Genomic DNA, 22,328 nt, shown 5'->3' with positions numbered 1-22,328 from the left:
TGGCGCAATCTGGCGGCAATGATCCTGCGGCTGTCGCGCCACGCGGCCGCACTCAGTGTCGCCACAGTGGCGGTTTTCATCATCATGACGGCGATGGAGTTCCTCTATTTTCGCCGATTGAGCGGCGGTCTGCCGTCGCTCGACATGCGCTATGCCGGTTTCACCCCGGATGAGGGCATGGCCTGGCTAACGGCTCTCGGCCGGCGCGGCAGCGAGATTATCCTCGTCTGGCATTACCTGACCTTCGACCTGCTGTTTCCGGCGCTGCTGTCGCTGACGATGGTCAGCCTGATCCTGGCCACGGGCCGGCGGCTGAAGAATTTCCATGCACTGCCTGCGCAAACGCAGGCGGCATTTGCAGCTGTGCTGGTGCTGCCGTACACGCTTGCCGACTATGCCCAGAACATCGCCGTGGCTCGTCTTTTGTCCGATTTTCTGTCGGCCAATCCGGATTCGCTATCCTTCGCCTCGGCGCTGATCGTCACCAAATTCGCCCTGCTGGCGATACCAGTGACCGTCATTGCGGCTTTCATTCTGATGGCTCAGAAACGGCCTTGAAGGCTGGGTGACAACGACAGGGGGCGTCTTGAACCAGACCGCGATCTTCTGGCCGATGCTGGCGCAGGTGCTGCTGGTCTATATCGTCTATGTCGTAATGGGCCGGCGCCGCCATGGCGCGGTCAGATCGGGCGAAGCCAAGACCCGCCAGTTCAAGACGCGCTCGACGGAGCCTGGGTCCAGTATCACCGTCGCCAACAATCTGAGCAACCAGTTCGAACTGCCGGTGCTTTTCTACGTCTTATGCTTGACGCTGCACGTGACCAATGGCGTCAATTATCTGACTTTGGCACTGATGTGGATCTTTGTCGTCTCCCGCTATCTTCACGCATCGGTCCACTTGACCAGCAATCGGCTAATCCTGCGCAGCAGGGCATTCTACCTGGGCGCGGTCGTTCTCGCACTTGGCTGGATATGGCTGGCGCTGCATCTGCTCGGCTTAGTCTGAGCAAGCTCAAGGCTACAAATCGAACACCGCGATCTTGCGCTTGTCGAACCTGATGGCGAGTTCGCCGCGCACCAGCTTGAGCGCGGCCTCGCCGAAGACGGCACGCCGCCAGCCTTGCAATGCCGGCACGTCGGCTTCCTCGCCCTCGGCAGCGATGCGGTCGATGTCGTCACTGGAGGCGAGTACCTTGGATGCGACGCCCTCCTTTTCGGCGACGATCCGCAGCAGCACCTTCAGCAACTCCGCAGCGGCGCTCGACCCCTCCGGCGGCTGGAAGCTCTTCGGCAGCTTCGGCATCTCTTCCCTGGGCAGGGCAAGGGCAGCGTTTACCGCGCCTAGCAGTGCCGTCGCCGTCGACGAGCGCTCCCAGCCCTTCGGCGTGGTACGCAGCTTGCTCAGCGCCGCAGCGTCGCGCGGCGCCTGCTGCGCCACTTCATAAATCGCATCGTCCTTGAGCACCCGGCCGCGCGGCACGTCGCGCTCGCGCGCTTCGCGTTCGCGCCAGGCGGCCACCGCCTGCACGATCGCCAGTTCCTGCGGCTTGCGCAGCCGCATCTTGAGCCGCTTCCAGGCATCCTCGGGATGCGGATCGTAGGTCTCGCGCGAGGTTAGCACGTCCATCTCCTCGTTCAGCCAGTGGGCGCGGTTTTCCCGCACCAGCTCGGCGCTGAGATGCTTGTAGACCTCGATCAGGTGGGTGACGTCGGCGAGCGCGTAGTCGAGCTGCTTTTCGGACAGCGGACGGTGGCGCCAATCGGTGAAGCGCGAGGACTTGTCGAGCCGCGCGCCGGTGATGCGCTGCACCAGCTGGTCGTAGGAAACGCTGTCGCCGAAGCCGCAGACCATTGCCGCGACCTGGGTGTCGAACACCGGATGCGGCACAAGATCGCCGAGATGCACGATGATTTCGATGTCCTGCCGCGCCGCGTGGAAGACTTTGACGATCGCCTCGTTGGCCATCAGCCTGAAGAACGGTTTCAGGTCGATGTCGGGCGACAGCGGATCAATCAGCGCCGTCACCCCGGGCGCTGCCATCTGGATCAGGCACAGGATCGGCCAGAAGGTCGTTTCGCGAATGAATTCGGTATCGACGGTGACGAATTCCGCCTTTTCGAAAGCGGCAATAACGGTCTCGAGTTCTTTCTGAGTGGTGATGACGTGCATCAAATCGCTTTTGGCAAGGGATAGGGTCTCTTTCAATTTCAGCCGCGCGCGCTTTCGTCAAGCGCAAGCACCTCTATCCAGGCTTTGCGGGTTCATCGGGATCGGCATTCCGCTTCGCCAACCGGGCAAAAACCGTAGACGTGCGCAACAGCGCCGTAAAACGGCTGCGATGGGTGGCCGGCACGGCGGAGCGCGCCTGCATCCGGTAAAGGATGACGGCCACGAAGATCGCATAGACGGTGGCGCTGAACACGAACAGCGCGCTCGGCCCGAAAAATTGCATCACCGTCGAGGCTGCAAACGGCCCGCCGATGGCGCCGAAGGAATAAAACAGCATCAAGGCAGCGTTGATCAGCACGAACTCGCCCTTGTCGGCGCGGTCGTTGGAATGCGCCGCCGACAGCGAATAGAGCGGCATGGCGAAGCAGCCGAAGATGAAGACGAGCAGGAAGTTGAGGAACGGGCTGCCGCCTGCCACGAATGCCAGGGCCAGTGCCGCCACCATCGCACAGCACGTCGTCATCAGCAGCACCGAGCGCCGGTCCCAGCGGTCGGAGAGATAGCCGAGCGGGTATTGGATTATAGCGCCGCCGAAAATGCCGACGCTGACGAAGGTGACGACGTCGGCGACCGACATGCCGATCTGCTCGGCATAGACCGGCGACAGGGTGCGGAAGGCGCTGTTTGTGACGCCGACGGCGATACAGCCGAAGCAGCCGAGCGGCGAGATCCGCCAGACGCGCGCCAAATCGAGCTTGACGTCGTCCGGCGGCGTCGGATTGGAGCGGTCGCCGAGCGACACCGGCACCAGCGAAACGGTGATCATCATCGACATGATGGCGAAGATGGCAAAGCCGCCGGCGCCGAAGATCGGGATCAGGAACTGGGCGCCCGTCACCGAGCCGATGTCGACCATCCGGTAGACGGCAAGCACCCGCGCCCGGTCGGTGTTGGTGACGCCGGAATTCAGCCAGGCTTCCATTATTGTGAACAAGCCGGCGAAGCAGAACCCGCCGGCAAAGCGCACGGCGCACCACATCACCGGATCGATGACAAGCACCAGAAGCAGCGTCCCCGCCGAGGCGATCGCCGCCAGTGCCGAAAAGGCGCGCACATGGCCGACGGACTTCATGATGGGCGTCACGGCAAGGCAGCCGAGCAAAAAGCCGGCGAAATAGAACGTGCCCATCAAGCCGATCGACGAAGCGGGAAAACCCTCCTGCGCACCACGCAGCGCAATCAACGTGCTCTGCAGGCCGTTGCCGCCGAGCAGGATGCCGGCGGCGATCAGGAGGGGGATCAGCGGGCGGATGGAAGACATGAAGGAAAGCCTGTCGTTGATCCCTTCTTGAACCATCGCCTTCGCCAATACCAGCGGCAATTCCCGGCGGCGTTGGGGCCAGCGGGGGGCTGCCGCGTGGCGCCGGACCCTCCGTGTTGGAACCAAGGCGTATCTTTGTAGTTCAGTGCTGGTGGGGCGAATACGCGTCTTGTGAGCTGGCGGTGTGCGGAGACGGTGTTGGGCATCGATGTGGTTTCTGCTGCCCGGCCTGAAGCTCCAAAGGGAGGTCCGCCGTCATGAAATTTCATCCCGCATTTGCGGCATTTGCCATGGCCGCAGTTCTGGCGGCCGGGCCGGCGCGGGCTGTCGACCTCGCCATGGTATCCGGCGATACCGGCAACGGCCAGAGAATCCTTCGCGAGATCCTCGATCAATACGAGAAGAAGACCGGCAATAAGGTTAGCGTCGTTCCGCTGCCTCCCTCGGCGACGGACCAGTTTGGCCAATACCGGCTCTGGCTCGCCGCCGGAAGCAGCGACGTCGACGTCTATCAAACGGACATCATCTGGGCCCCCCAGCTTGCAAGGCAGTTCATCGACCTGACCGAAGCGACCAAGGATGTCGTTGGCACCCATTTCCCATCGATCATCAAATCGCAGACCGTGGACGGCAAGCTGGTCGCCTTGCCGATATTCACCGACGCTCCGGCGCTCTACTACCGCAAGGATCTCCTCGACAAATACGGCGCCAGGGTCCCGGCCAACTGGGCTGAACTTGCCGATACCGCCAAGCTTGTCATGGACAAGGAGCGCGCGGCCGGCAACAAGGACATGTGGGGTTTCGTTTTCCAGGGCAACGCCTATGAGGGGCTGACCTGCGATGCACTCGAATGGGTGAAGTCGAACGGCGGCGGCCAGATTATCGAGCCGGACGGCACGATCTCCATCAACAATCCGCAAGCAGTTGCGGCGCTGGAAATGGCGAGGAGCTGGGTGGGAACCATCTCGCCGCCCGGCGTTCTGGCCTATCAGGAAGAAGAGTCGCGCGGAGTCTGGCAGACCGGCAACGCCGTCTTCATGCGCAACTGGCCCTATGCCTACGCGCTTGGCAACAGCGAAAGCTCCCCCATCAAAGGCAAGTTCGAGGTGACCACGCTGCCGCCGGGGTCGGGCGAGGGCGCCCGCCCGGCAGCAACGCTTGGCGGCTGGAATCTCGCGGTTTCCAGATATTCGAAGAACCCGGATGCAGCGATCGATCTGGTCAGATGGATCGCCTCGCCGCAGATGCAGAAGTACCGCGCCTTGAAGGGGGCATATCTGCCGACCATCCAGGCACTCTATGACGATGCCGACATCGCCAGCGCCCAGCCGGTGATTCCGCGCTGGAAGGAAGTCGTCCTCAACGCGGTGCCGCGTCCCTCGGCCCAAGCCAAGAGCAGGTACAATGAGGCATCGAGCGAGTTCTGGACCGCCGTCCACAACACCATTTCCGGCGAGGGCACGGCCGCCGACAACCTTGCCGATGTGGAGTTCTCCTTGACCAGGCTCAAAGGCACCGCCTGGTGACCTCGCCGCGCTCAGGCTCGATGCTGGCGCGTCAGCGTGCGCGCTCGGCATGGCTGCTGCTTGCCCCGACGCTCATCGTGCTCGCCGCCGTTGCCGGCTGGCCGTTGATGCGCACGATCTATTTCGGCTTCACCGATGCCTCGCTCGCCGACCTCGAAGCCCGCCGCTGGGTTGGTTTCGCCAACTATTTCTCCGTCGTGCAAATGCCGAGCGGCCGCGTCATCTACGACGGGCTGCTCGCCGATCCGGTCTGGTGGCGCGCCGTCTGGAACACCGTGCGCTTCGCGGTGATTTCGGTGACCTGCGAGACGGTGCTCGGCATGATCGTCGCGCTGGTGCTCAACACGAGGTTTCGCGGCCGCGGCATCGTGCGCGCCGCGATTCTAATCCCTTGGGCCATCCCGACGATCGTCTCGGCGAAAATGTGGCAGTGGATGCTCAACGACCAGTTCGGCATCATCAACGACGTCCTGCTCAAGCTCGGCCTGATCAGTACAAAAATCGCCTGGACCGCCAGCGCCGACACGGCGATGGTCGCCGTCCTCGTTGTCGATATCTGGAAAGCGACCCCGTTCATGGCGCTTCTCATTCTCGCCGGCCTGCAGATGCTTCCACAAGAAATCTACGAGGTCGCCAAGCTCGACGGCGTCGGCGCGTGGAGAGTTTTCTGGAAGATCACCTTGCCGCTCGTCCGACCGGCGTTGATGGTGGCCATGATCTTTCGCGGTCTCGATGCCCTGCGCATCTTCGATCTGATCTACGTGCTTACGCCAAACAACATACACACCAAGTCGATGTCGGTGTTTGCCCGCGAGAGCCTGTTTGAGTTCGACAAATTCGCTTCCGGTTCCGCCGCCTCGACGTTGCTCTTCCTTATCCTCGCCCTACTGACCATGCTCGTTCTTTGGCTCGGCCGGATAAGACTGGACAAGGACTATTGATCATGTGGGAGCACTGACCATGTGGATCGTCAAGCGCACGGCTTTCTACCTCCTCGTCGCCGTTATCGTTGTTGTCGCGGTGTTCCCGTTCTACTACGCCATCATCACCAGCCTGAAATCGGGGACGGCGCTCTTCCAGATCGACTATTGGCCGACGGCGATTACCTTTAGCAACTACAGGACCGTGTTCACCGAGGGGACCTTTTTGCGCAATCTCGTGAACTCGCTGTTCATCTCGAGCGCCGTCGTCTTCATTTCGCTGTTCCTCGGCATCACCGCTGCCTATGCGCTGGCGCGCATCCGCTTCAGAGGCCGTTCGGCACTGCTCCTCATCATCCTGTCCGTCTCGATGTTCCCGCAATTGGCGGTGCTTGCCGGGCTTTTCGAGCTAATCCGCATCTTCGGCCTCTACAATTCGCCGTTCGCGCTGATCTTGTCCTACATGATCTTCACCTTGCCGTTCACCGTCTGGGTGCTCACCGCCTTCGTTCGCGACCTGCCGATCGAACTGGAGGAAGCGGCGATCCTCGATGGCGCCACGCCCTGGATCATCATCGGCCGCGTCTTCCTGCCGCTGATGTGGCCGGCGCTGGCGACCACCGGGCTTCTCGCCTTCATCGGCGCTTGGAACGAGTTCCTGTTCGCCCTGACGTTTACCTCCAGCAACGAGCAGCGAACCGTGCCGGTCGCGATAGCGCTGCTCTCCGGCAGCTCGCAGTTCGAGATCCCGTGGGGCAACATCATGGCCGCATCGGTGATCGTCACCGTGCCGCTTGTCGTCCTCGTTCTCATCTTCCAGCGCAAGATCGTCTCCGGCCTCACGGCGGGCGGGGTGAAGGGATGAGTGCATAGTTGAACTGCCGGCACAGAGCAGCGAACTCAGATTGACGCCTCTGGCATAAATTGATGCCGGTGGGATAGGGGCGGGAAGAACGCGAACTCGACCCAGCCGCCGCTTGCCTTGACAAATGCACCCTCTCATGTGCTTTTCGCGCAAATTTTCAGGCTGGGCCATCATGCCTTGGCCGCAACCCAACATCCGGACCTTAAGAATGACAATGCATCGTTACCGCAGCCATACCTGTGCCCAATTGAGGAAGGCCGACGTCGGCTCGACCGTTCGCCTGTCGGGTTGGGTGCATCGCGTGCGCGACCATGGCGGCCTGCTGTTCATCGATTTGCGCGACCATTACGGTCTGACCCAGATCGTCGCCGATCCGGATTCGCCTGCCTTCAAGATCGCGGAGACCTTGCGTGGCGAATGGGTCGTCCGCGTCGACGGCGAGGTCAAGGCGCGCCTCGCCGACACCGTGAACCCCAATTTGCCGACCGGCGAGATCGAGATTTTCGCGCGCGAGATCGAAGTGCTGTCGGCCGCCAGGGAATTGCCGCTGCCGGTCTTCGGCGAGCCGGACTATCCGGAGGACATCCGCCTCAAATACCGCTTCCTCGACCTGCGCCGCGACACGCTGCACAAGAACATCGTGGCGCGGACGAAAATCATCGCCGAGATGCGCAAGCTGATGGGCGAGGTCGGCTTCACCGAATTCTCGACGCCGATCCTGACCGCCTCATCGCCGGAAGGCGCGCGCGACTTCCTGGTGCCGTCGCGCATCCACCCCGGCACTTTCTATGCGCTGCCGCAGGCGCCGCAGCAGTACAAGCAGCTGATCATGGTGTCCGGCTTCGACCGCTACTTCCAGATTGCGCCGTGCTTCCGTGACGAGGACCCGCGCGCCGACCGTCTGCCGGGTGAATTCTACCAGCTCGACGTGGAGATGAGCTTCGTCGAGCAGGAGGATGTGTTTACCACCATGGAGCCGGTAATGCGGGGGGTGTTCGAGACCTTTGCCGCCGGCAAGCCGGTGACGGAGAAGTTTCCGCGCATCGCCTATGATGTCGCCATGCGCAAATACGGCACCGACAAGCCGGACCTGCGCAACCCGATCGAGATGCAGGCCGTCTCGGATCATTTTCGCGATTCCGGCTTCAAGGTATTTGCCAACATCCTTGCCAACGATCCGAAGGCCGAGGTCTGGGCCATTCCGGCCAAGACCGGCGGGTCTCGCGCCTTTTGCGACCGCATGAACTCATGGGCGCAAGGCGAGGGCCAGCCCGGCCTCGGCTACATCTTCTGGCGCAAGGAGGGCGAGAAGCTCGAAGGCGCCGGGCCGCTGGCCAAGAATATCGGCGAGGAGCGCACCGAGGCGATTCGACAACAACTCGGCCTTGCCGATGGCGATGCCGCCTTCTTCGTCGCCGGCGATCCGAAGAAGTTCGTCTCCTTCGCGGGAGCGGCGCGCAGCCGCGCCGGCGAGGAGCTCAATCTTGTCGACCGTGATCGCTTCGAATTGTGCTGGATCGTCGACTTCCCGTTCTTCGAATGGAACGAGGAGGAGAAGAAGATCGACTTCGCGCACAATCCGTTCTCGATGCCGCAAGGTGGCATCGATGCGCTGAACGGCGAGGATCTGCTCGGAATCAAGGCGTTCCAGTACGACATGGTCTGTAATGGTTTCGAGATCGCCTCAGGCGGCATCCGCAACCATCTGCCCGAAACCATGGTCAAGGCGTTCGAGACGGTCGGGCTTGACCGCGAGACGGTCGAGGAGCGCTTCGGTGGCCTCTACCGCGCCTTCCAGTATGGCGCGCCGCCGCATGGCGGCATGGCGGCAGGCATCGACCGCGTCGTCATGCTTCTGGTCGGCGCGAGGAACCTGCGCGAAGTGACGATGTTCCCGATGAACCAGCAGGCCTATGACCTGTTGATGAACGCGCCGTCGGAGGCCAGCCCGCAGCAGCTTCGCGAATTGTCGCTGCGCGTCGTGGCGACGAAGAAAGAGGTTTAGGAAACGCTCCGAACCGGTGCTGTTGATTCATAAAAAAGCCCGGCATCGCTGCCGGGCTTTTGCTTTGGGATCTCGGTCAGTCTTCGTTTGCCGTAACCGTCACGCCAAGCGTTTTCGGCAGGTCGAGCGGGTTGGACATGGCGCCCGCCATGATCAGCGCGAACGGCACCGCCGCCGGCGGCTCGGCCGAGACCTCGATGCTTTGCGGATCGTCGAGGAATTTGTTGACCGCGGCCGAAACCTGCGCCGTCAGTTCCGGATTGTTGAGCTGCGCCATGCCGAAGGGCACGATCGCCTTGGCCTGGTTGGCAATGTCCTTGCCGGACATGCCTTGCTGCTTGCCGGCATAATCGAGCACCTTTTTGGTCAGCGAATCATCATCGAAGCGGATCGAGGCGCTGTTGAACGAAAGCTGCTGCAGCAGCCCGAGCATGGCCATGCCTTGCGCCGAATTGTCGGCGCCTTCGGGCTGCGCCGCCATCTTCTTCTGCATCTCCTGCAGTGATTTGATGACGTCCAGCGTGTAGCCGCCGAGATCGAAGGTCATGCCGAGCGTGCCGGCATTGTCGACCGATATTTCGTATTTCGACAAGTCCATCCTGCCGTCGGTAGGCTGCCAGGTGCCTTCCATCTCAAGATTGCCCGATATGTTCTGGTAGCCGAGCGCGTTGATGACTTCCTTGGACTTCGGATCTTCGACCAGTGTCAGGTCGGCAGTGAATTTTTCCGTGGTGCCGGAAAACGCCAAGGCCTTGCCGTCGGCCGGCGGCGTGATTGCGATGGCAAGCCCGTCCATCGAGAAAGCGGTCTTGTCGGCCACCTTGACGGTCATGTTGTCGAGCTCGGCCGATTTGTAAATCATCAGCGAGCCCAGCGGGCCGCTTGCGCCTTCGGCCGGAACCGTCATGTCGTGGATGACGAAGGGGCTGAGATTGAGCGTGACGCCATCCTCGCTATGTTCGAACGGCGACGTCGACACGGTCGCGATTTGATAGCCACCATTGGCTTCGGTCACCCCTTCGAGCTTGACGTCGCCGATCTTGAGCGCCTCCTTTTCGGCCGCCGGTTTGACCGCCACGCCTTGCAGAACCATGCTGGAGGTGTCGCCGGTTACTCCGGTCCAGGAGAGGTCGACACCCTGGGCGGCGAGGGCAGCCTTCAGCCGGTCGGCGACCGCGGTATCCTGCGCGAATGCCGCATTCAGCGGCAGCGTCAGCAAAAAGGTCGAAAAAGCCAGTCTTTTAATAAGTGTCGAGTGCCTGATCGTCATCGAGAGCTCCCCTGAGAGTGTCCTGAAATTCTTTTCAAATCGTCGCGTCGTCACCATTCGGCGACGAACTGGACCGGAAAAAGGCGGGCCTCGGCACAATGATCGAAAATCGCGGCTAAAGGCAAACCCGATCCATCAGGCTTGCGATAGAAGCAGGATGTAACGGGTTGATGTTGGCCGGCGTCGCGACGCTCCCAATTCCCGTTGCATAATGGATGTCGCGCAAAGTGTGCAGCGGTTTTGCGATGACGACATGCATCAAAACAAGGACCTAAAGCGTCGCATGAGGCCGGTCGAACGCGACGCGCTTTAGGAGGAGGCATACTGGTGCCTCTTGCCGCGAATCACCCGCTCGGCTAGTGCCAGCCCATGGGAAAAAGGCTTTTGCCGCCCGAGAGTGGCGGCGGCGACAATATCGAGCCGGTCGATCTGAAGAAGGCGCTGGAAGAGCGCTATCTCGCCTACGCGCTGTCGACCATCATGCATCGGGCGCTGCCGGACGTGCGCGACGGATTGAAGCCGGTGCATCGTCGCATCATGCATGCTATGCGCTTGTTGCGGCTCAACCCCGACCAGGGTTTTGCCAAATGCGCCCGCATCGTCGGCGAGGTGATGGGCAAATTCCATCCGCATGGCGACCAGTCGATCTACGACGCGTTGGTGCGGTTGGCGCAGGATTTTTCGATGCGCTACCCGCTGGTCGACGGGCAGGGTAATTTTGGCAATATCGACGGCGATAACGCCGCCGCCATGCGCTACACCGAAGCGCGCATGACCGAAGTGTCGACGCTGCTTTTGGAAGGCATCACCGAGGATGCGGTCGATTTCCGCCCGACCTACAACGAGGAAGACGAGGAGCCGGCGGTGCTGCCCGGCGCCTTCCCGAATCTGCTTGCCAACGGCTCGTCCGGCATTGCCGTCGGTATGGCGACCTCGATTCCGCCGCACAATGCGGCCGAGCTTTGCGACGCCGCGCTTCACCTGATCGATCATCCGGATGCGCCCGTCACCAAGCTGATGGACTTCGTCCAGGGGCCGGATTTCCCGACCGGCGGCATCATCGTCGACAGTCGAGCCTCGATCCTCGAAGCCTACGAAACGGGTCGCGGTGGCTTTCGCGTCAGGGCGAAATGGAGCCAGGAGGATCAGGGCAGGGGCACCTGGAACATTGTCGTCACCGAAATTCCCTATGGCGTCCAGAAGGCCAGGCTGATCGAAAAGATCGCCGAGCTCTTGATGGCACGCAAGCTGCCGCTGCTCGAGGATATCCGCGACGAGAGCGCCGAGGACATCCGCGTCGTGCTGGTGCCGAAGAGCCGCTCGGTCGATCCCGGCATCATGATGGAATCGCTGTTCAAGCTGACCGAGCTCGAAAGCCGCTTTCCGCTCAACATGAACGTGTTGTCGCGCGGCAAGGTGCCGAACGTGCTGTCGCTGAAAGGTGTGCTCAAGGAATGGCTGGAGCACCGCCGCGACGTCTTGATCCGCCGCTCCAAGCACCGCCTCGGCGAGATCGAGAGGCGGCTGGAGATCCTCGCCGGCTATTTGATTGCCTACCTCAACATCGACGAGGTGATCAGGATCATCCGCGAGGAGGACGAGCCCAAGCAAGTGATGATGGCCCGCTGGTCACTCACCGACACCCAGGCTGAAGCCATCCTCAACATGCGTCTGAGGGCGCTGCGCAAGCTCGAGGAATTCGAAATCCGCGAGGAATTCAATGGTCTGACCGGCGAGAAGAAGCAGATCGAGGCACTGCTTGCGTCCGACGCCAAGCAGTGGGCGACGATCAAGTGGGAAGTCGCCAATGTTCGCCAGAAATACGGGCCCGAGACCGACATCGGCAAACGCCGCACCGAGTTCGCCGACGCACCCGAGCATGACCTGACCGATATCGCCCATGCCATGATCGAGCGCGAGCCGGTCACTGTGGTCGTTTCGGAAAAGGGCTGGCTGAGGGCCATGAAAGGTCATCTGACCGACCATTCGGCCCTGACCTTCAAGGAAGGCGACAGCCTCAAGCTCGCCTTCCATGCCCAGACCACCGACAAGGTGCTGGTCTTCACCACCGGCGGCAAGTTCTACACGATCGGCGCCGACCGGCTGCCCGGCGGGCGTGGCCATGGTGAGCCGATCCGCATCATCGTCGACATGGACAACGACCAGGATATCGTCACCGCCTTCGTCCATGATCCCAAGCGCAAGCTGCTGCTGGTGTCGCATGACGGCAACGGTTTCATCGTGCCGGAAGAAGAAGTCGTCGCCAACACCCGCAAGGGCAAGCAGGTGATGAACGTCAAGGCGCCAGACGAAGCCCAGCGCTGCGTGAGCGTCGCGGGCGACCATCTCGCCATCGTCGGCGAGAACCGCAAGATGCTGGTGTTCCCGCTGGCCGAGATCCCGGAGATGGGGCGCGGCAAGGGCGTGCGCCTGCAGAAGTACAAGGACGGCGGCGTCCTCGACCTCAAGACCTTCACGCTCGCAAGCGGCCTGTCCTGGCAGGATTCGGCAGACCGCACCTTTACCAAATCGCGTGACGAGCTTGCCGAATGGATTGGCGCCCGCGCCTCGGCCGGCCGCATGGTGCCGAAGGGGTTCCCGCGCACGGGGAAGTTCGGGTGAAGCGGTATCTCCCCCCTTGAGGGGGAGATGTCGCCGAAGGCGACAGAGGGGGTCGGAACGTCCAGACACGACCCTTATCGCAGACGGAGGGGACTGGCGCCTCACGTATCGCAGACAGAGGAGGCTGGCGTCTCACGCTCGGCGACCCCCCTGGCCTGCCGGCCATCTCCTCCTCAAGCGGGGAGATTAGCAGCTCTACCCAAACATTTGGAATGTCGTCACGATTGCTGCACTATATCAGTGCATAAGCGACGCTATGGGCCAGGGAGAATTGGGCGCTTGAAGGAAGTCAGGATACAGAAGCCGGAGCGGCAGCAGCGCCTGTTTGGCCTGTCGACGCCGCTCAGGGCCGCTGTCATTCCGCCGCTGTCGGCGGCGCGCTGGCTCCTGGTGCTGATCGTTGCCGCTGGCGTTTACTTCTTCCACGGCTTCCTGTTTCCGGTCCTTGCCGCCCTGGTGATCGCCTTCGCCAGCTGGCCGCTCTACCGACGGCTGCTCGCCGGCGTCGGCGGCAACCGCACCATCGCGGCGACGCTTGCGATCTTGTTCATCCTGACCTTCCTGGTGGTGCCGATCGCGCTTGCCGGCACCTACGCCATCAATGAGGTGCGCGAATGGGTCAACTGGTCGATCGAGACCAACCGCTACGGTGCGCCGACGCCGCACTGGATTGCCACCATGCCGGTGGTGGGCGAATGGCTCAATGAACAATGGACGGTCAACGTTGGCCACCCTGGCGGTATCGGCGAACTGATCCAGCTGATCAGCGGCGCCAATATCGGCAGCATCTACCGCGGCGTGCTTGCCGCGGGCGGCAGCGCCTTCGGCCTTTTGCTGACGCTGCTGTTCATGATGATCGCGCTGTTCTTCGCCTATCGTGACGGCGAGCATTTCGCCGGACAGGTCGATCGCCTCGGCGAACGCATCCTGCCGGCCAGATGGGAACGGATCTCACGCGTGGTGCCGGCGACGATCTCCTCGACGGTGACCGGCATGACCGTTATCGCCATCGGCGAAGGGCTGGTGCTGGGCATCGCTTACTGGTTGGCCGGCGTGCCTTCGCCGGTGACGCTCGGCGCGCTGACCGGCATCATGGCGCTGATCCCCGGCGGCGCGCCCCTGTCCTTCACGCTGGTCTCGATCTATCTCGCCGCCAGCGGCTCGCCGATGGCTGGGCTGGCACTGTTCGTCTGGGGCGCGGTCGAACTCTTCGTCGTCGACAAGACATTGCGCCCAAAGCTGGTCGGCGGGCCGATAAAGCTGCCCTTCCTGCCAACCTTTTTCGGCCTGATCGGCGGCGTCAAGACGATGGGTTTTCTCGGCCTGTTCATAGGCCCGGTGCTGATGGCCCTGCTGGTCGCAATCTGGCGCGAATGGCTGCGCGAAGTGGAACTGACCGATGAACTCGCTGCCGCCGAACCGGCGGAGCACGATGACGCGCCGCCGCAGATCGAAATTGTCGCCGAACGTGCCGCCGCGAAAAAGAATCAGGCCGGGTGACTGACGGCGAACGTGGCGCGGCGCTTGCGCCCCTCGTGCAACTGCCAGAGCGAATGGCCGATCAAGGTCATGATGAGGATTGCGCCGCCGATCAGGCTGTAGCGCGACGGCGCTTCGGCGAAGATCATCCACACCCAGACCGGCGCCAGCACGGTTTCTAACAGGTAGAACATCGCCACTTCCGGCCCGGAGATGTATTTCGGGCCGTTGGCGAGGCAGAAGAAAGAGATCGGCATGATGACGGCACCGTTGAAGACGATCCACCATGGCGCGTTGACGTGAAAACCCACCTTGGAAACCATCAGGGCGGCGACGGCCAGCGGCAGGACCACTCCGATCAGCGCCGTGAAACCCATATCCTTGCCGCTTGCGCGCGAGATAGTGATGGCCGCTGCGATCATGAAAGCCGAGCATAGCGCCATCAGGTCGCCGAAGAGATGTCCGGTTCCAACGGAATCGCCGACAATGATCGTCACGCCGACGATCATCAGTGCCAGCGCTGCAAGCGTCAGGGGCCGTGGCCTCTCCTTCAGGAACAGCCATGACAAAAGGGCCGCGAACATGGTTGTGAACGCCAGGATGAAAACGAGGTTGGCGGTCGAGGTGCTGTAGACGCCGGTGATGAAGGCGATCGAGCCGAGCCCGTAGAGGGCGGCAACGATGAGCCCTGACCAGCCCGGGATAAGCTGCGGCGCCTTTGCGCTCAGCGAGCGCCAGACGGCCCAGATGATGAGCGTGGCGACGAAGGTCGTACCGGTGCGCAACAGCAGGATCGTCCATGCCTCGCCATCGGCGAGCCGGATCAGCGGAATGTCGACCGTCAGCGTCAGCCCGCCGATGGCGGTGATCAGAAGGCCTCTCTGGTGCTCGTTGTGGGAAGACATGCGGCAATTCTCGCGTAGGCTTGGAGGCGCAAAATTGACCTGCCCGGTTTCCAGCCGATCGGCCGGAAGCCCAGCGGGCATCTTCCTCGAAACAATTTAAGACTGAATACCGAAAGCGAAGATCAGCGCGAAACCGCTTCGTGATTGTAGCGTTCCCAACCTTTCGGGCCGAGATGCTCCTGCGGCTGGAAGCGCATCTTATAATTCATCTTGCGCGAGCCGTTGACCCAGTAACCCAGGTAGACATGGGGCAGGCCCATCGCCCTGGCGCGGGCGATGTGGTCGAGGATCATGAAGGTGCCGAGCGAGCGGTCCTCGAAGTCCGGGTTGAAGTAGGAATAGACCATCGACAGGCCATCGGCCATCTTGTCGGTGAGCGCCACGGCGATCAGCTCGCCCTGGCCCTTGCCGGTGATGAAGCTGTCGGGTCCGCGGCGACGGTATTCGATGACCTTGGTGTCGACATGGGTATCCTCTACCATCATGGCGTAGTCGAGCACGGTCATATCGGACATGCCGCCACGGCGATGGCGGGCGTCGAGATAGCTGCGGAACAGCGAATACTGCTCGGTGGAGGGCTCGGCGTCGTGCATGGCGCCGACCAGATCCGAATTATGCTGTATGACCCGTTTCATGTTGCGGCTGGCGGTGAATTCCTGCGCCAGGATGCGCACCGACACACAGGCGCGGCAGGTCTCGCAAGCCGGCCTGTAGGCGATGTTCTGCGACCGCCTGAATCCACCCTGCGTCAACAGATCGTTCATTTCCGGGGCCTTGTCGCCGACCAGGTGTGTGAACACCTTGCGCTCGAACTGGCCCTCGAGATAGGGACATGGCGAGGGCGCGGTCAGAAAGAACTGCGGCGACTGGGTCGGGTGCTGCGTCATCGAGCCTTGGAAACACTCCTGCGAATCGCTCTACCTTTGGCGCGGAAGCCGAAAAATTCAACAGGATTGTGAAAGCCTGGTTGATTGGACGTCTTCACATTTGTGCGCAAAGGCTGCGGCCGCGCTTCAAAAGTCTGCTCAGCGGCCGCTGCGGCTGACGACAGTGCCGAGCAGCAGGTCGTGCAGCGTGCGCTTGCGATCGGAAAACAGGCTCACCAGCAGGACCAGCGGCGAAAGGATGACATTGCCGGCCCAAAACAGCACCGAATGCACGACGGCGGTCAGCCCGTCGATGGGGCTGCCGTCGAGTCGGTCGAGCCGGATGCCCATTATCTTCATGCCGGTGGTGGCCTGGTCTTTACTGCCGAGCGTGTTCCAGATGTAGAGGATGGCGACGGCTGGCACGAGAATGGAAAACAGCATCCAGCCGAGGCCGAGCGTCAACAGCCCGAACAAGAACACCAGGATCGCGAATGGAATGGTGAGCAGCGCCACGATGAAATAATCGATGAAGAAGGCGAGAATGCGCCGCGTGCGTACGCCCTCATAGGCGCTGATATCTTCGAGCCTGCTGGTGATGATTTCGCCGTCGAGAACGCGAGCGTTCATGTCATTTCCTCGTAATCGAACCCGGGTTAATGCACGGGGCCGCTTGTGGATGAAATGGTGAAGGTTCGCGGCGGAATCAAGATCGAGCCGTCCACCATGTAGATGGTGACGGAGCACTTGGCGCCGTCTGTGACTTGTTGAATTTGTGGCGCGGATAGCGTTAGCTTGCTGCGGCGCAACAAAAGCGCCAAGCCGAGGGGACGGGGCGACATGGACTACGACATGCTGGTCATCGGCAGCGGCCCATCCGGGCGCCGCGCCGCGGTGCAGTCGGCCAAGCTCGGCAAGTCGGTGCTGGTGGTCGACAGAGGCCGGCGCCTCGGCGGCGTGTCGGTGCATACCGGCACCATCCCGTCGAAGACGTTGCGCGAGACGGTGCTCAACCTCTCAGGCTGGCGCGAGCGCGGCTTTTACGGTCGCGGCTACCGGGTCAAGCAGGACATTTCGGTTGGCGATCTGGTCGAGCGCCTGCATAAGACGCTCGACCATGAGGTCGAGGTGCTGCAGCACCAGTTCATGCGCAACACGGTCAAGAGCGCACGTGCCGCGGCAAAATTCCTCGGCCCCAACAAGGTCAGCCTGACCACCGACACCGGCGACTACAGCGAGGTTGGCTTCGCCCATGCGCTGATCGCGGTCGGCACCCGGCCGCACCGGCCGCGCGACGTGCCGTTCGACAAGACACGGATCTTCGACAGCGACGAGATGCTGGAGCTCGACCGCCTGCCGCGCACTCTGACGGTGATCGGCGCCGGCGTCATCGGCGTCGAATATGCAACGATCTTTTCGGCGCTCGACGTGTCGGTGACGCTGGTCGAGCCGCGCAATACCATGTTGGATTTCGTCGACCGCGAGATCGTCGACGACTTCATCCATCAGATGCGCGACCGCGGCATGACCATCCGCTTGGGCAGCGCCGTCAAGGAGATCGCCTCGAAACCCGATCATGCCGAGGTGATGCTGGCCGACGGCCGCACCATACGTTCCGAGATGGTGCTTTATGCTGCAGGGCGTACCGGCAATGTCGGCAGCCTGGGCTTGGAAGCGGTCGGCATTGAGGCCGATCCCAGGGGCCGCATCAAGGTCGATCCGCAGACGTTCCAGACAAGCGCGCCCAACATCTATGCCGCCGGCGACGTCATTGGTTTTCCGAGCCTGGCCTCGACTTCGATGGAGCAGGGCAGGGTGGCCGCCTGCCACGCGTTCGGCGTGCCGTTGCCGCCGCCGCCCGAAACCTTTCCCTATGGCATATATGCCGTGCCGGAAATCTCCACTGTCGGCCAGTCCGAGGAGCAGGTGCGCGAGAGTGGTGCAGCCTATGAGGTCGGCGTGGCGCGGTTTCGCGAGACCTCGCGCGGCCACATCATGGGCGTCAACACCGGCTTTCTGAAGCTTCTGTTTTCGATCGAAACACGCCGTCTGCTCGGCGCCCATATTGTCGGCGAGGGCGCGACCGAACTCATCCACATTGGCCAGGCGGTCATCAATCTCGGTGGCACTGTCGACTTCTTCGTCAACAACACCTTCAACTATCCGACGCTGGCCGAAGCCTACAAGATCGCCGGGCTGGACGCCTGGAACCGCATGGGGCGAGGCTAGCTTCGAGGCTTATCGATCTGACGTTGCAACGGCGGCTGCAGGATCTGCCAGCCACCGCCTGACGATCGCGGCGTCCGGATTGCCGATTTCATGGCCGGAGGCGACGGTGTGGGCCTCGACTTTGGCGCCATGCCGGCTGAGCAGTCCGACCAGCGCGAGTGCGAAGGGCCGGTAAATCAGGTCGTCGGCGCCGGATAAGATTACCACCCGTGCGTTGCTGAGATCCGCCGGCGGCACCTCGTCCAGAACCGGCATCGGGCGCAGCAAAGCCGCTTGGACGATCAGCCGCGGATGAAGCAGCATCACGCTTGAAACCAGGTTGGCGCCGTTGGAGTAGCCGATAAAGGAGGCTCGGGCGAGATCGAGGTCGTGGCGTTTCGCGGCCTTGGGGATGAAGTCAGCGAAAGCGTCCGCCTCTTTGCGGATGCTGTCCTGCTCGAATCGTATCGGCGAAATCCGCCTGAACCAGCGGAAACCGTCTTCCTGGGCGATGCGGCCACGCATCGCCACCAAGGTGGCGTGCGGCGAGACTTGGCGCCCCAGCGGCACCAGAGTCGTCTCGTCGACACCCGATCCATGCAGCAGAAAGAGGCACTCTCCGGTTGGTGCTGCGGGCCTGTAAACGCGATAAAAAAATGGCAGGTCGCGCCGCAAAAAGTCATCTTCCGGAGGTTTTTCGGACATAGTTGCATCCTTTTGTTTTCACGATGTTTCATTCATTTGCCGGCTTCAAAACGGAATATTTTCAAGCTCCGCGAAAGTTGATTGAACCGGGCGCATTTCAGTCCGTTTCTTTGCCGATATAATCCCCGCGGGAGGGATTCGAAGCAGTGTGCGCCGGGTGGTCGCCCGGGTGGTCGCATACCGCGCATGAACAACCAGCTTTAAGGCCTTTTATCGATGACCATGCCAGTTTCGCCGGAACGCGATACGCGTATTGACGTGTTCCGGGCACTCGCCCTCCTGACCATATTCATCGACCACGTGCCGGGCACAGTTTTCGAAACCCTGACCTACAAGAATTTCGGGTTTTCGGATGCGGCCGAGGCCTTCGTGCTGATCTCCGGCATGTCCGTCGCTCTTGCCTACGGCACCAGATTCCAGCCGGGAAACCGGTTGGTCGCAACGCTGAAGATGTGGCGCCGCGCCGGCGTGCTCTATGTCACCCACATCGTCACGACGATGGTGGTCATGGCCATCTTCTGCGCAGCGGCGGTGTTTGCGAAACGGCCGGACCTTCTGACGCTGATCAACATCGAGCCGCTCGTCAGGAATCCGCCGCAAGTCCTGGTCGGTGTCGTCACGCTCGGCCATCAGCTCGGTTACAACAACATACTGCCGGTCTATGCGGTGCTGCTGTTGATGGCGCCGGCCTTCCTGCTGTTCATCAGCTACAGGCCACTGGCCGCGCTTGCCGTGTCCGCAGCCCTTTGGCTGGTTGCCGGAATCTACCAGATCGCGCCGCCGAACTACCCGGAGCCCGGGTTCTGGTTCCTCAATCCGCTGTCATGGCAATTGCTGTTCAATATCGGCATGGCCAGCGTGTTGCATGTGCGGCGCGGCGGCACCATCCCGGTCAATCGATGGCTGGTCGGCGCGGCGGCCGCCTATGTGCTGACGGCGCTCGTCTGGGTGCATAGCCCGCTGTGGGGGCATGTGTCATGGCTCGACCTGCCGGTGGTGCTGACCGGTTTCGACAAGACGTTCCTGTCGTTGCCGCGGCTGCTGCACATCCTGGCGATGAGCTATCTGGTCGTCGCCTTGCCTTTCGTCTCGAACCTGTTCCGCACCGGCCGCGACAATCCGCTCGCCATATTGGGCAAACGCTCGCTGCCGGTTTTCATTGCCGGCACGGTGATTGCCATGGCGGCGCAGGTGATGAAGCTGATCAACCCGGGCGGCATTGCCTATGACAGTCTGCTGCTCGCCGCCGGCATCGCCATGCAGTTCGCGCTCGCCTTTTATCTGGAGTGGCTGTCCGCAATCGGCTGGTCCGGCAAGGGCAAGCCGGTCCGCAACGAGGCGCTGCCTGTTCGTCCATCCTTTGGCATCGGTCCCATGGCGGCCAATAGATAAGATTTGGAGCCGATCTGCCCCAGTCAGCCTGTACTTGGCGGTGGTCCGGACGATGCCCTGACGACAAGTTCGACGTCGAGCGTTTCTCGCCGCACCGTGCCGTCGAAGTCGAGGATTCTTCGCGCTGCCCGGCGGCCGATCTCGGCGATCGGCTGGGCGATGGTGGTGAGCGGAGGCTCGCAAGTTGCGGCTTCAGGCACGCCGTCGAAGCCGACGACGGAAACATCGCGGGGAACCGCGATGCCCCGTGCGTTGAGCCATTCCAATGCCACCATTGCGATCCGGTCCGACATCGCCAGGATGGCGGTCGGCGGTTCCGCCGAGGCGAAGATGGTTTCAAGGCCAGCCCTTGTGCTCGCCTTATCGTTTTCGGTCTCGTAGACCGGCACTTTGGTGGTGTCGACACCAAACCGGGAAAGCTCTTCGAAATAGCCGAGGAGGCGATCACGGGTTCCGGTATAGGACGCCGTCCGGACCTGCTCGGGCGAGACAAGACCGGTGCTGTCGTCGGCGAAGGCCAGCGACAACACGGCGAAGCGGCGATGTCCAAGTTCCGCCAGATGGCGCGCCGCGAGCCGGCCGCCGGCAACATTGTCGATACTGATCGCGGAGACCGTGTCGTCCTGCGAGCCGAGCTCGAGCGCGACGAAGGGGAGCTTTCGTTCGCGCGTCAGCTCAACGAGACGCGGACCGCCCTCGATGCAGAACAGGATGAAGCCGTCCACGAGGGCGCTCTGGATATTCCAGGCAAGTTTTTCCTCGTTGCCAGCCGACACGAGGGCTATTCCCGCGCCGGTGGCGTCGCAGGCCTCCGAGATGCCGGCCATCATCACGCGGGCAAACGGGTCGTCGAAGAAATAAGACAGCGGCTCGGTTGTGGCGACGCCGATTGCATTGACCTTGCCGGCGCGCAGCAGGCGGCCCTTGGGATCCGGGCCGGCGTAGCCCAGCGCGTCGGCCGCCGCCTTGACCCGCTCGCGGACCTCCTCGCGCACGATTTCGGGACGGCTGAAGACATTGGAGGCAGTGCCGTGCGATACGCCCGCGGCCTTGGCGATGTCCGCCAGCCGGATGGGCCTCCTGCCGCCTTCGGTGAGTGATGCCATTTGTTTGTCTCCAGGACTCCTGTCCAACAGTATCGCCGATTACCTAACATCTTCCTTGGATCGATTCAAATTTCTGCTTGACATTTATAATGTGACGCGTATTCTTGAATCGATCCAAGAGCGGTTTTTATCCGCAGATTGGATCGATACAAGAGGAGAGCGCCATGCACCCCGTCAATTATCTGTTCGAGGACATTTACCGGAACGACTGGAGCATCCGCTCGGGCGCGGATGTCCGTAAGGGGCGCGACAGGACCGGTCCGTGGATTCGCGACCTGCGTTTCCTCGTAGGGCGCAAGCGGAGCTGATCGGCGGCCTATTATTTGTGCCCGCGCATTGGATCGATTCAAAAAGCTAGAGGACATTAAGCCATGCATCCGATCAAGCATCTGTTCGAAGACATCTATCGCAATTATTGGGGCATCTCGCCGGCCACCGAACGGCTGGAGCGACGGCGTATAGTCAAGACGCCCAAGCGCGACGGCCAAGTCCGGCCCGAACGTCCGCAAGACTGAGCTGGCAAGACAGAGCTCGTGGATCGAGCGCGGCTGGCGAAAAGAGCAGCGGCCGCCATTGGTTGCCGCATCAATGGCGGCGCGGGTGTACCAGCGCCGAGGCGGCCATCACGAGCCAGCCGCCGATGAGCAACGTGCCGCCGATCGGCGCCGACATCGGGAACAGCCGCGAGCCAAGGAAGTCGCGGGCCAAAAGATCTCCCGAGAAAAGCAGAAGCCCGACGAGAAGGATGAGGCTTCCGGTTCGCAGGATTCTATTGCCACCGAGCAGCCCGACGGTAAGGAAGACCGGCGCATGCATGAGCAGGAAGGATGCGGCCGTACCGACGAAAGCGCCGCCGAGATGTGCCGCCGCCGCCGAAAGAGCCACGCCGGTTGCGCCGCATAGGCTGCCGGCAAAAATCAGAATGCGACTGCCCGCCGTCTGTTCAGCCATGCTCATTTCCACGCCTC

21 protein-coding genes are annotated in these 22,328 nt (G+C 62.0%); 12 read left to right on the top strand and 9 right to left on the bottom strand.

All coding sequences use genetic code 11. From position 1 onward, the window contains the following. The first annotated feature begins 18 nt into the window (after positions 1-18). A complete protein-coding gene (locus tag NKJ84_RS11485; protein WP_352506536.1) occupies positions 19-558 on the top strand; it encodes a hypothetical protein in 540 nt (179 codons plus the stop codon). Between the two features lie 28 nt (positions 559-586). Further along, positions 587-1,006, top strand: coding sequence for an MAPEG family protein (locus NKJ84_RS11480; protein ID WP_352506535.1), 420 nt, complete (start codon positions 587-589; stop codon positions 1,004-1,006). 12 nt (positions 1,007-1,018) lie between these two features. On the opposite strand, the gene rnd is transcribed toward NKJ84_RS11480, so the two are convergent. Both rnd and NKJ84_RS11470 read right to left on the bottom strand, forming a co-directional pair. Next, the gene (rnd, locus tag NKJ84_RS11475; protein ID WP_352506534.1) at positions 1,019-2,170 is read right to left on the bottom strand and encodes a ribonuclease D; all 1,152 of its coding nucleotides are present in this window, start codon (positions 2,168-2,170) and stop codon (positions 1,019-1,021) included. A gap of 73 nt (positions 2,171-2,243) precedes the next feature. Next, entirely contained in the window at positions 2,244-3,491 is a 1,248-nt protein-coding gene (locus NKJ84_RS11470) for an MFS transporter (RefSeq protein WP_352506533.1), read from the bottom strand. 257 nt (positions 3,492-3,748) lie between these two features. Here NKJ84_RS11470 and NKJ84_RS11465 point away from each other — a divergent pair, with 257 nt between their 5' ends. The 4 genes from NKJ84_RS11465 to aspS all read left to right on the top strand — a co-directional run bounded on the left by NKJ84_RS11465 (position 3,749) and on the right by aspS (position 8,807). Beyond that, positions 3,749-5,017 carry an ABC transporter substrate-binding protein gene (locus tag NKJ84_RS11465; RefSeq protein WP_352506532.1) on the top strand — a complete coding sequence of 423 codons (1,269 nt, stop codon included), beginning with the start codon at positions 3,749-3,751 and terminating at the stop codon, positions 5,015-5,017. 20 nt (positions 5,018-5,037) lie between these two features. Then, positions 5,038-5,958: a carbohydrate ABC transporter permease gene (locus tag NKJ84_RS11460; RefSeq protein WP_352506571.1), complete on the top strand. Its 921-nt coding sequence runs from the start codon at positions 5,038-5,040 to the stop codon at positions 5,956-5,958. A gap of 19 nt (positions 5,959-5,977) precedes the next feature. Continuing rightward, positions 5,978-6,802 (top strand): carbohydrate ABC transporter permease, encoded by an 825-nt coding sequence (locus NKJ84_RS11455; RefSeq protein WP_352506531.1) that lies wholly within the window; start codon positions 5,978-5,980, stop codon positions 6,800-6,802. A gap of 214 nt (positions 6,803-7,016) precedes the next feature. After that, complete coding sequence (aspS, locus tag NKJ84_RS11450) at positions 7,017-8,807, top strand: aspartate--tRNA ligase (protein WP_352506570.1); 1,791 nt, start codon at positions 7,017-7,019, stop codon at positions 8,805-8,807. A 76-nt stretch (positions 8,808-8,883) separates the two neighbouring features. Here aspS and NKJ84_RS11445 read toward each other — a convergent pair whose 3' ends face one another. Further along, positions 8,884-10,077, bottom strand: a complete 1,194-nt coding sequence (locus NKJ84_RS11445; protein ID WP_352477136.1) for an aq_1923 C-terminal domain — start codon at positions 10,075-10,077, stop codon at positions 8,884-8,886. A 369-nt stretch (positions 10,078-10,446) separates the two neighbouring features. Here NKJ84_RS11445 and parC point away from each other — a divergent pair, with 369 nt between their 5' ends. Beyond that, positions 10,447-12,699 (top strand): DNA topoisomerase IV subunit A, encoded by a 2,253-nt coding sequence (gene parC, locus NKJ84_RS11440; RefSeq protein WP_352506530.1) that lies wholly within the window; start codon positions 10,447-10,449, stop codon positions 12,697-12,699. A 279-nt stretch (positions 12,700-12,978) separates the two neighbouring features. Next, positions 12,979-14,199, top strand: a complete 1,221-nt coding sequence (locus tag NKJ84_RS11435; protein WP_352506529.1) for an AI-2E family transporter — start codon at positions 12,979-12,981, stop codon at positions 14,197-14,199. On the opposite strand, the gene NKJ84_RS11430 is transcribed toward NKJ84_RS11435, so the two are convergent. From NKJ84_RS11430 to NKJ84_RS11420, 3 genes are all read right to left on the bottom strand, one after another. Continuing rightward, positions 14,187-15,083: a DMT family transporter gene (locus NKJ84_RS11430; protein ID WP_352506528.1), complete on the bottom strand. Its 897-nt coding sequence runs from the start codon at positions 15,081-15,083 to the stop codon at positions 14,187-14,189. The genes NKJ84_RS11435 and NKJ84_RS11430 overlap by 13 nt on opposite strands. A gap of 122 nt (positions 15,084-15,205) precedes the next feature. Continuing rightward, positions 15,206-15,970, bottom strand: a complete 765-nt coding sequence (locus NKJ84_RS11425; protein ID WP_023717252.1) for an arginyltransferase — start codon at positions 15,968-15,970, stop codon at positions 15,206-15,208. A 138-nt stretch (positions 15,971-16,108) separates the two neighbouring features. Then, positions 16,109-16,579 (bottom strand): RDD family protein, encoded by a 471-nt coding sequence (locus tag NKJ84_RS11420; RefSeq protein ID WP_352506527.1) that lies wholly within the window; start codon positions 16,577-16,579, stop codon positions 16,109-16,111. A gap of 210 nt (positions 16,580-16,789) precedes the next feature. Here NKJ84_RS11420 and sthA point away from each other — a divergent pair, with 210 nt between their 5' ends. Continuing rightward, positions 16,790-18,178 carry a Si-specific NAD(P)(+) transhydrogenase gene (sthA, locus tag NKJ84_RS11415; protein WP_352506526.1) on the top strand — a complete coding sequence of 463 codons (1,389 nt, stop codon included), beginning with the start codon at positions 16,790-16,792 and terminating at the stop codon, positions 18,176-18,178. 9 nt (positions 18,179-18,187) lie between these two features. Here sthA and NKJ84_RS11410 read toward each other — a convergent pair whose 3' ends face one another. Further along, positions 18,188-18,862, bottom strand: coding sequence for an alpha/beta hydrolase (locus tag NKJ84_RS11410; protein ID WP_352506525.1), 675 nt, complete (start codon positions 18,860-18,862; stop codon positions 18,188-18,190). Positions 18,863-19,078: 216 nt separating this feature from the next. On the opposite strand from NKJ84_RS11410, the gene NKJ84_RS11405 reads away from it, so the two are divergent. Beyond that, positions 19,079-20,254, top strand: a complete 1,176-nt coding sequence (locus NKJ84_RS11405; protein WP_352506524.1) for an OpgC family protein — start codon at positions 19,079-19,081, stop codon at positions 20,252-20,254. 23 nt (positions 20,255-20,277) lie between these two features. Here NKJ84_RS11405 and NKJ84_RS11400 read toward each other — a convergent pair whose 3' ends face one another. Then, the gene (locus NKJ84_RS11400; RefSeq protein WP_352506523.1) at positions 20,278-21,360 is read right to left on the bottom strand and encodes a LacI family DNA-binding transcriptional regulator; all 1,083 of its coding nucleotides are present in this window, start codon (positions 21,358-21,360) and stop codon (positions 20,278-20,280) included. Positions 21,361-21,524: 164 nt separating this feature from the next. Between NKJ84_RS11400 and NKJ84_RS11395 the strand changes: the two genes are divergently transcribed. Then, entirely contained in the window at positions 21,525-21,668 is a 144-nt protein-coding gene (locus NKJ84_RS11395; RefSeq protein WP_352506522.1) for a hypothetical protein, read from the top strand. A 63-nt stretch (positions 21,669-21,731) separates the two neighbouring features. Beyond that, complete coding sequence (locus tag NKJ84_RS11390; RefSeq protein WP_352477145.1) at positions 21,732-21,875, top strand: hypothetical protein; 144 nt, start codon at positions 21,732-21,734, stop codon at positions 21,873-21,875. A gap of 70 nt (positions 21,876-21,945) precedes the next feature. Here NKJ84_RS11390 and NKJ84_RS11385 read toward each other — a convergent pair whose 3' ends face one another. Next, complete coding sequence (locus NKJ84_RS11385) at positions 21,946-22,317, bottom strand: DUF423 domain-containing protein (RefSeq protein ID WP_352506521.1); 372 nt, start codon at positions 22,315-22,317, stop codon at positions 21,946-21,948. Between the last annotated feature and the right edge of the window lie 11 nt (positions 22,318-22,328).

The sequence above is a fragment of the Mesorhizobium sp. M0048 genome (assembly GCF_040323405.1).
Lineage (GTDB): Bacteria > Pseudomonadota > Alphaproteobacteria > Rhizobiales > Rhizobiaceae > Mesorhizobium.
The sequence above is the reverse complement of the archived record's forward strand: the minus strand, read 5'-3'. Positions and strand labels throughout refer to the sequence as shown.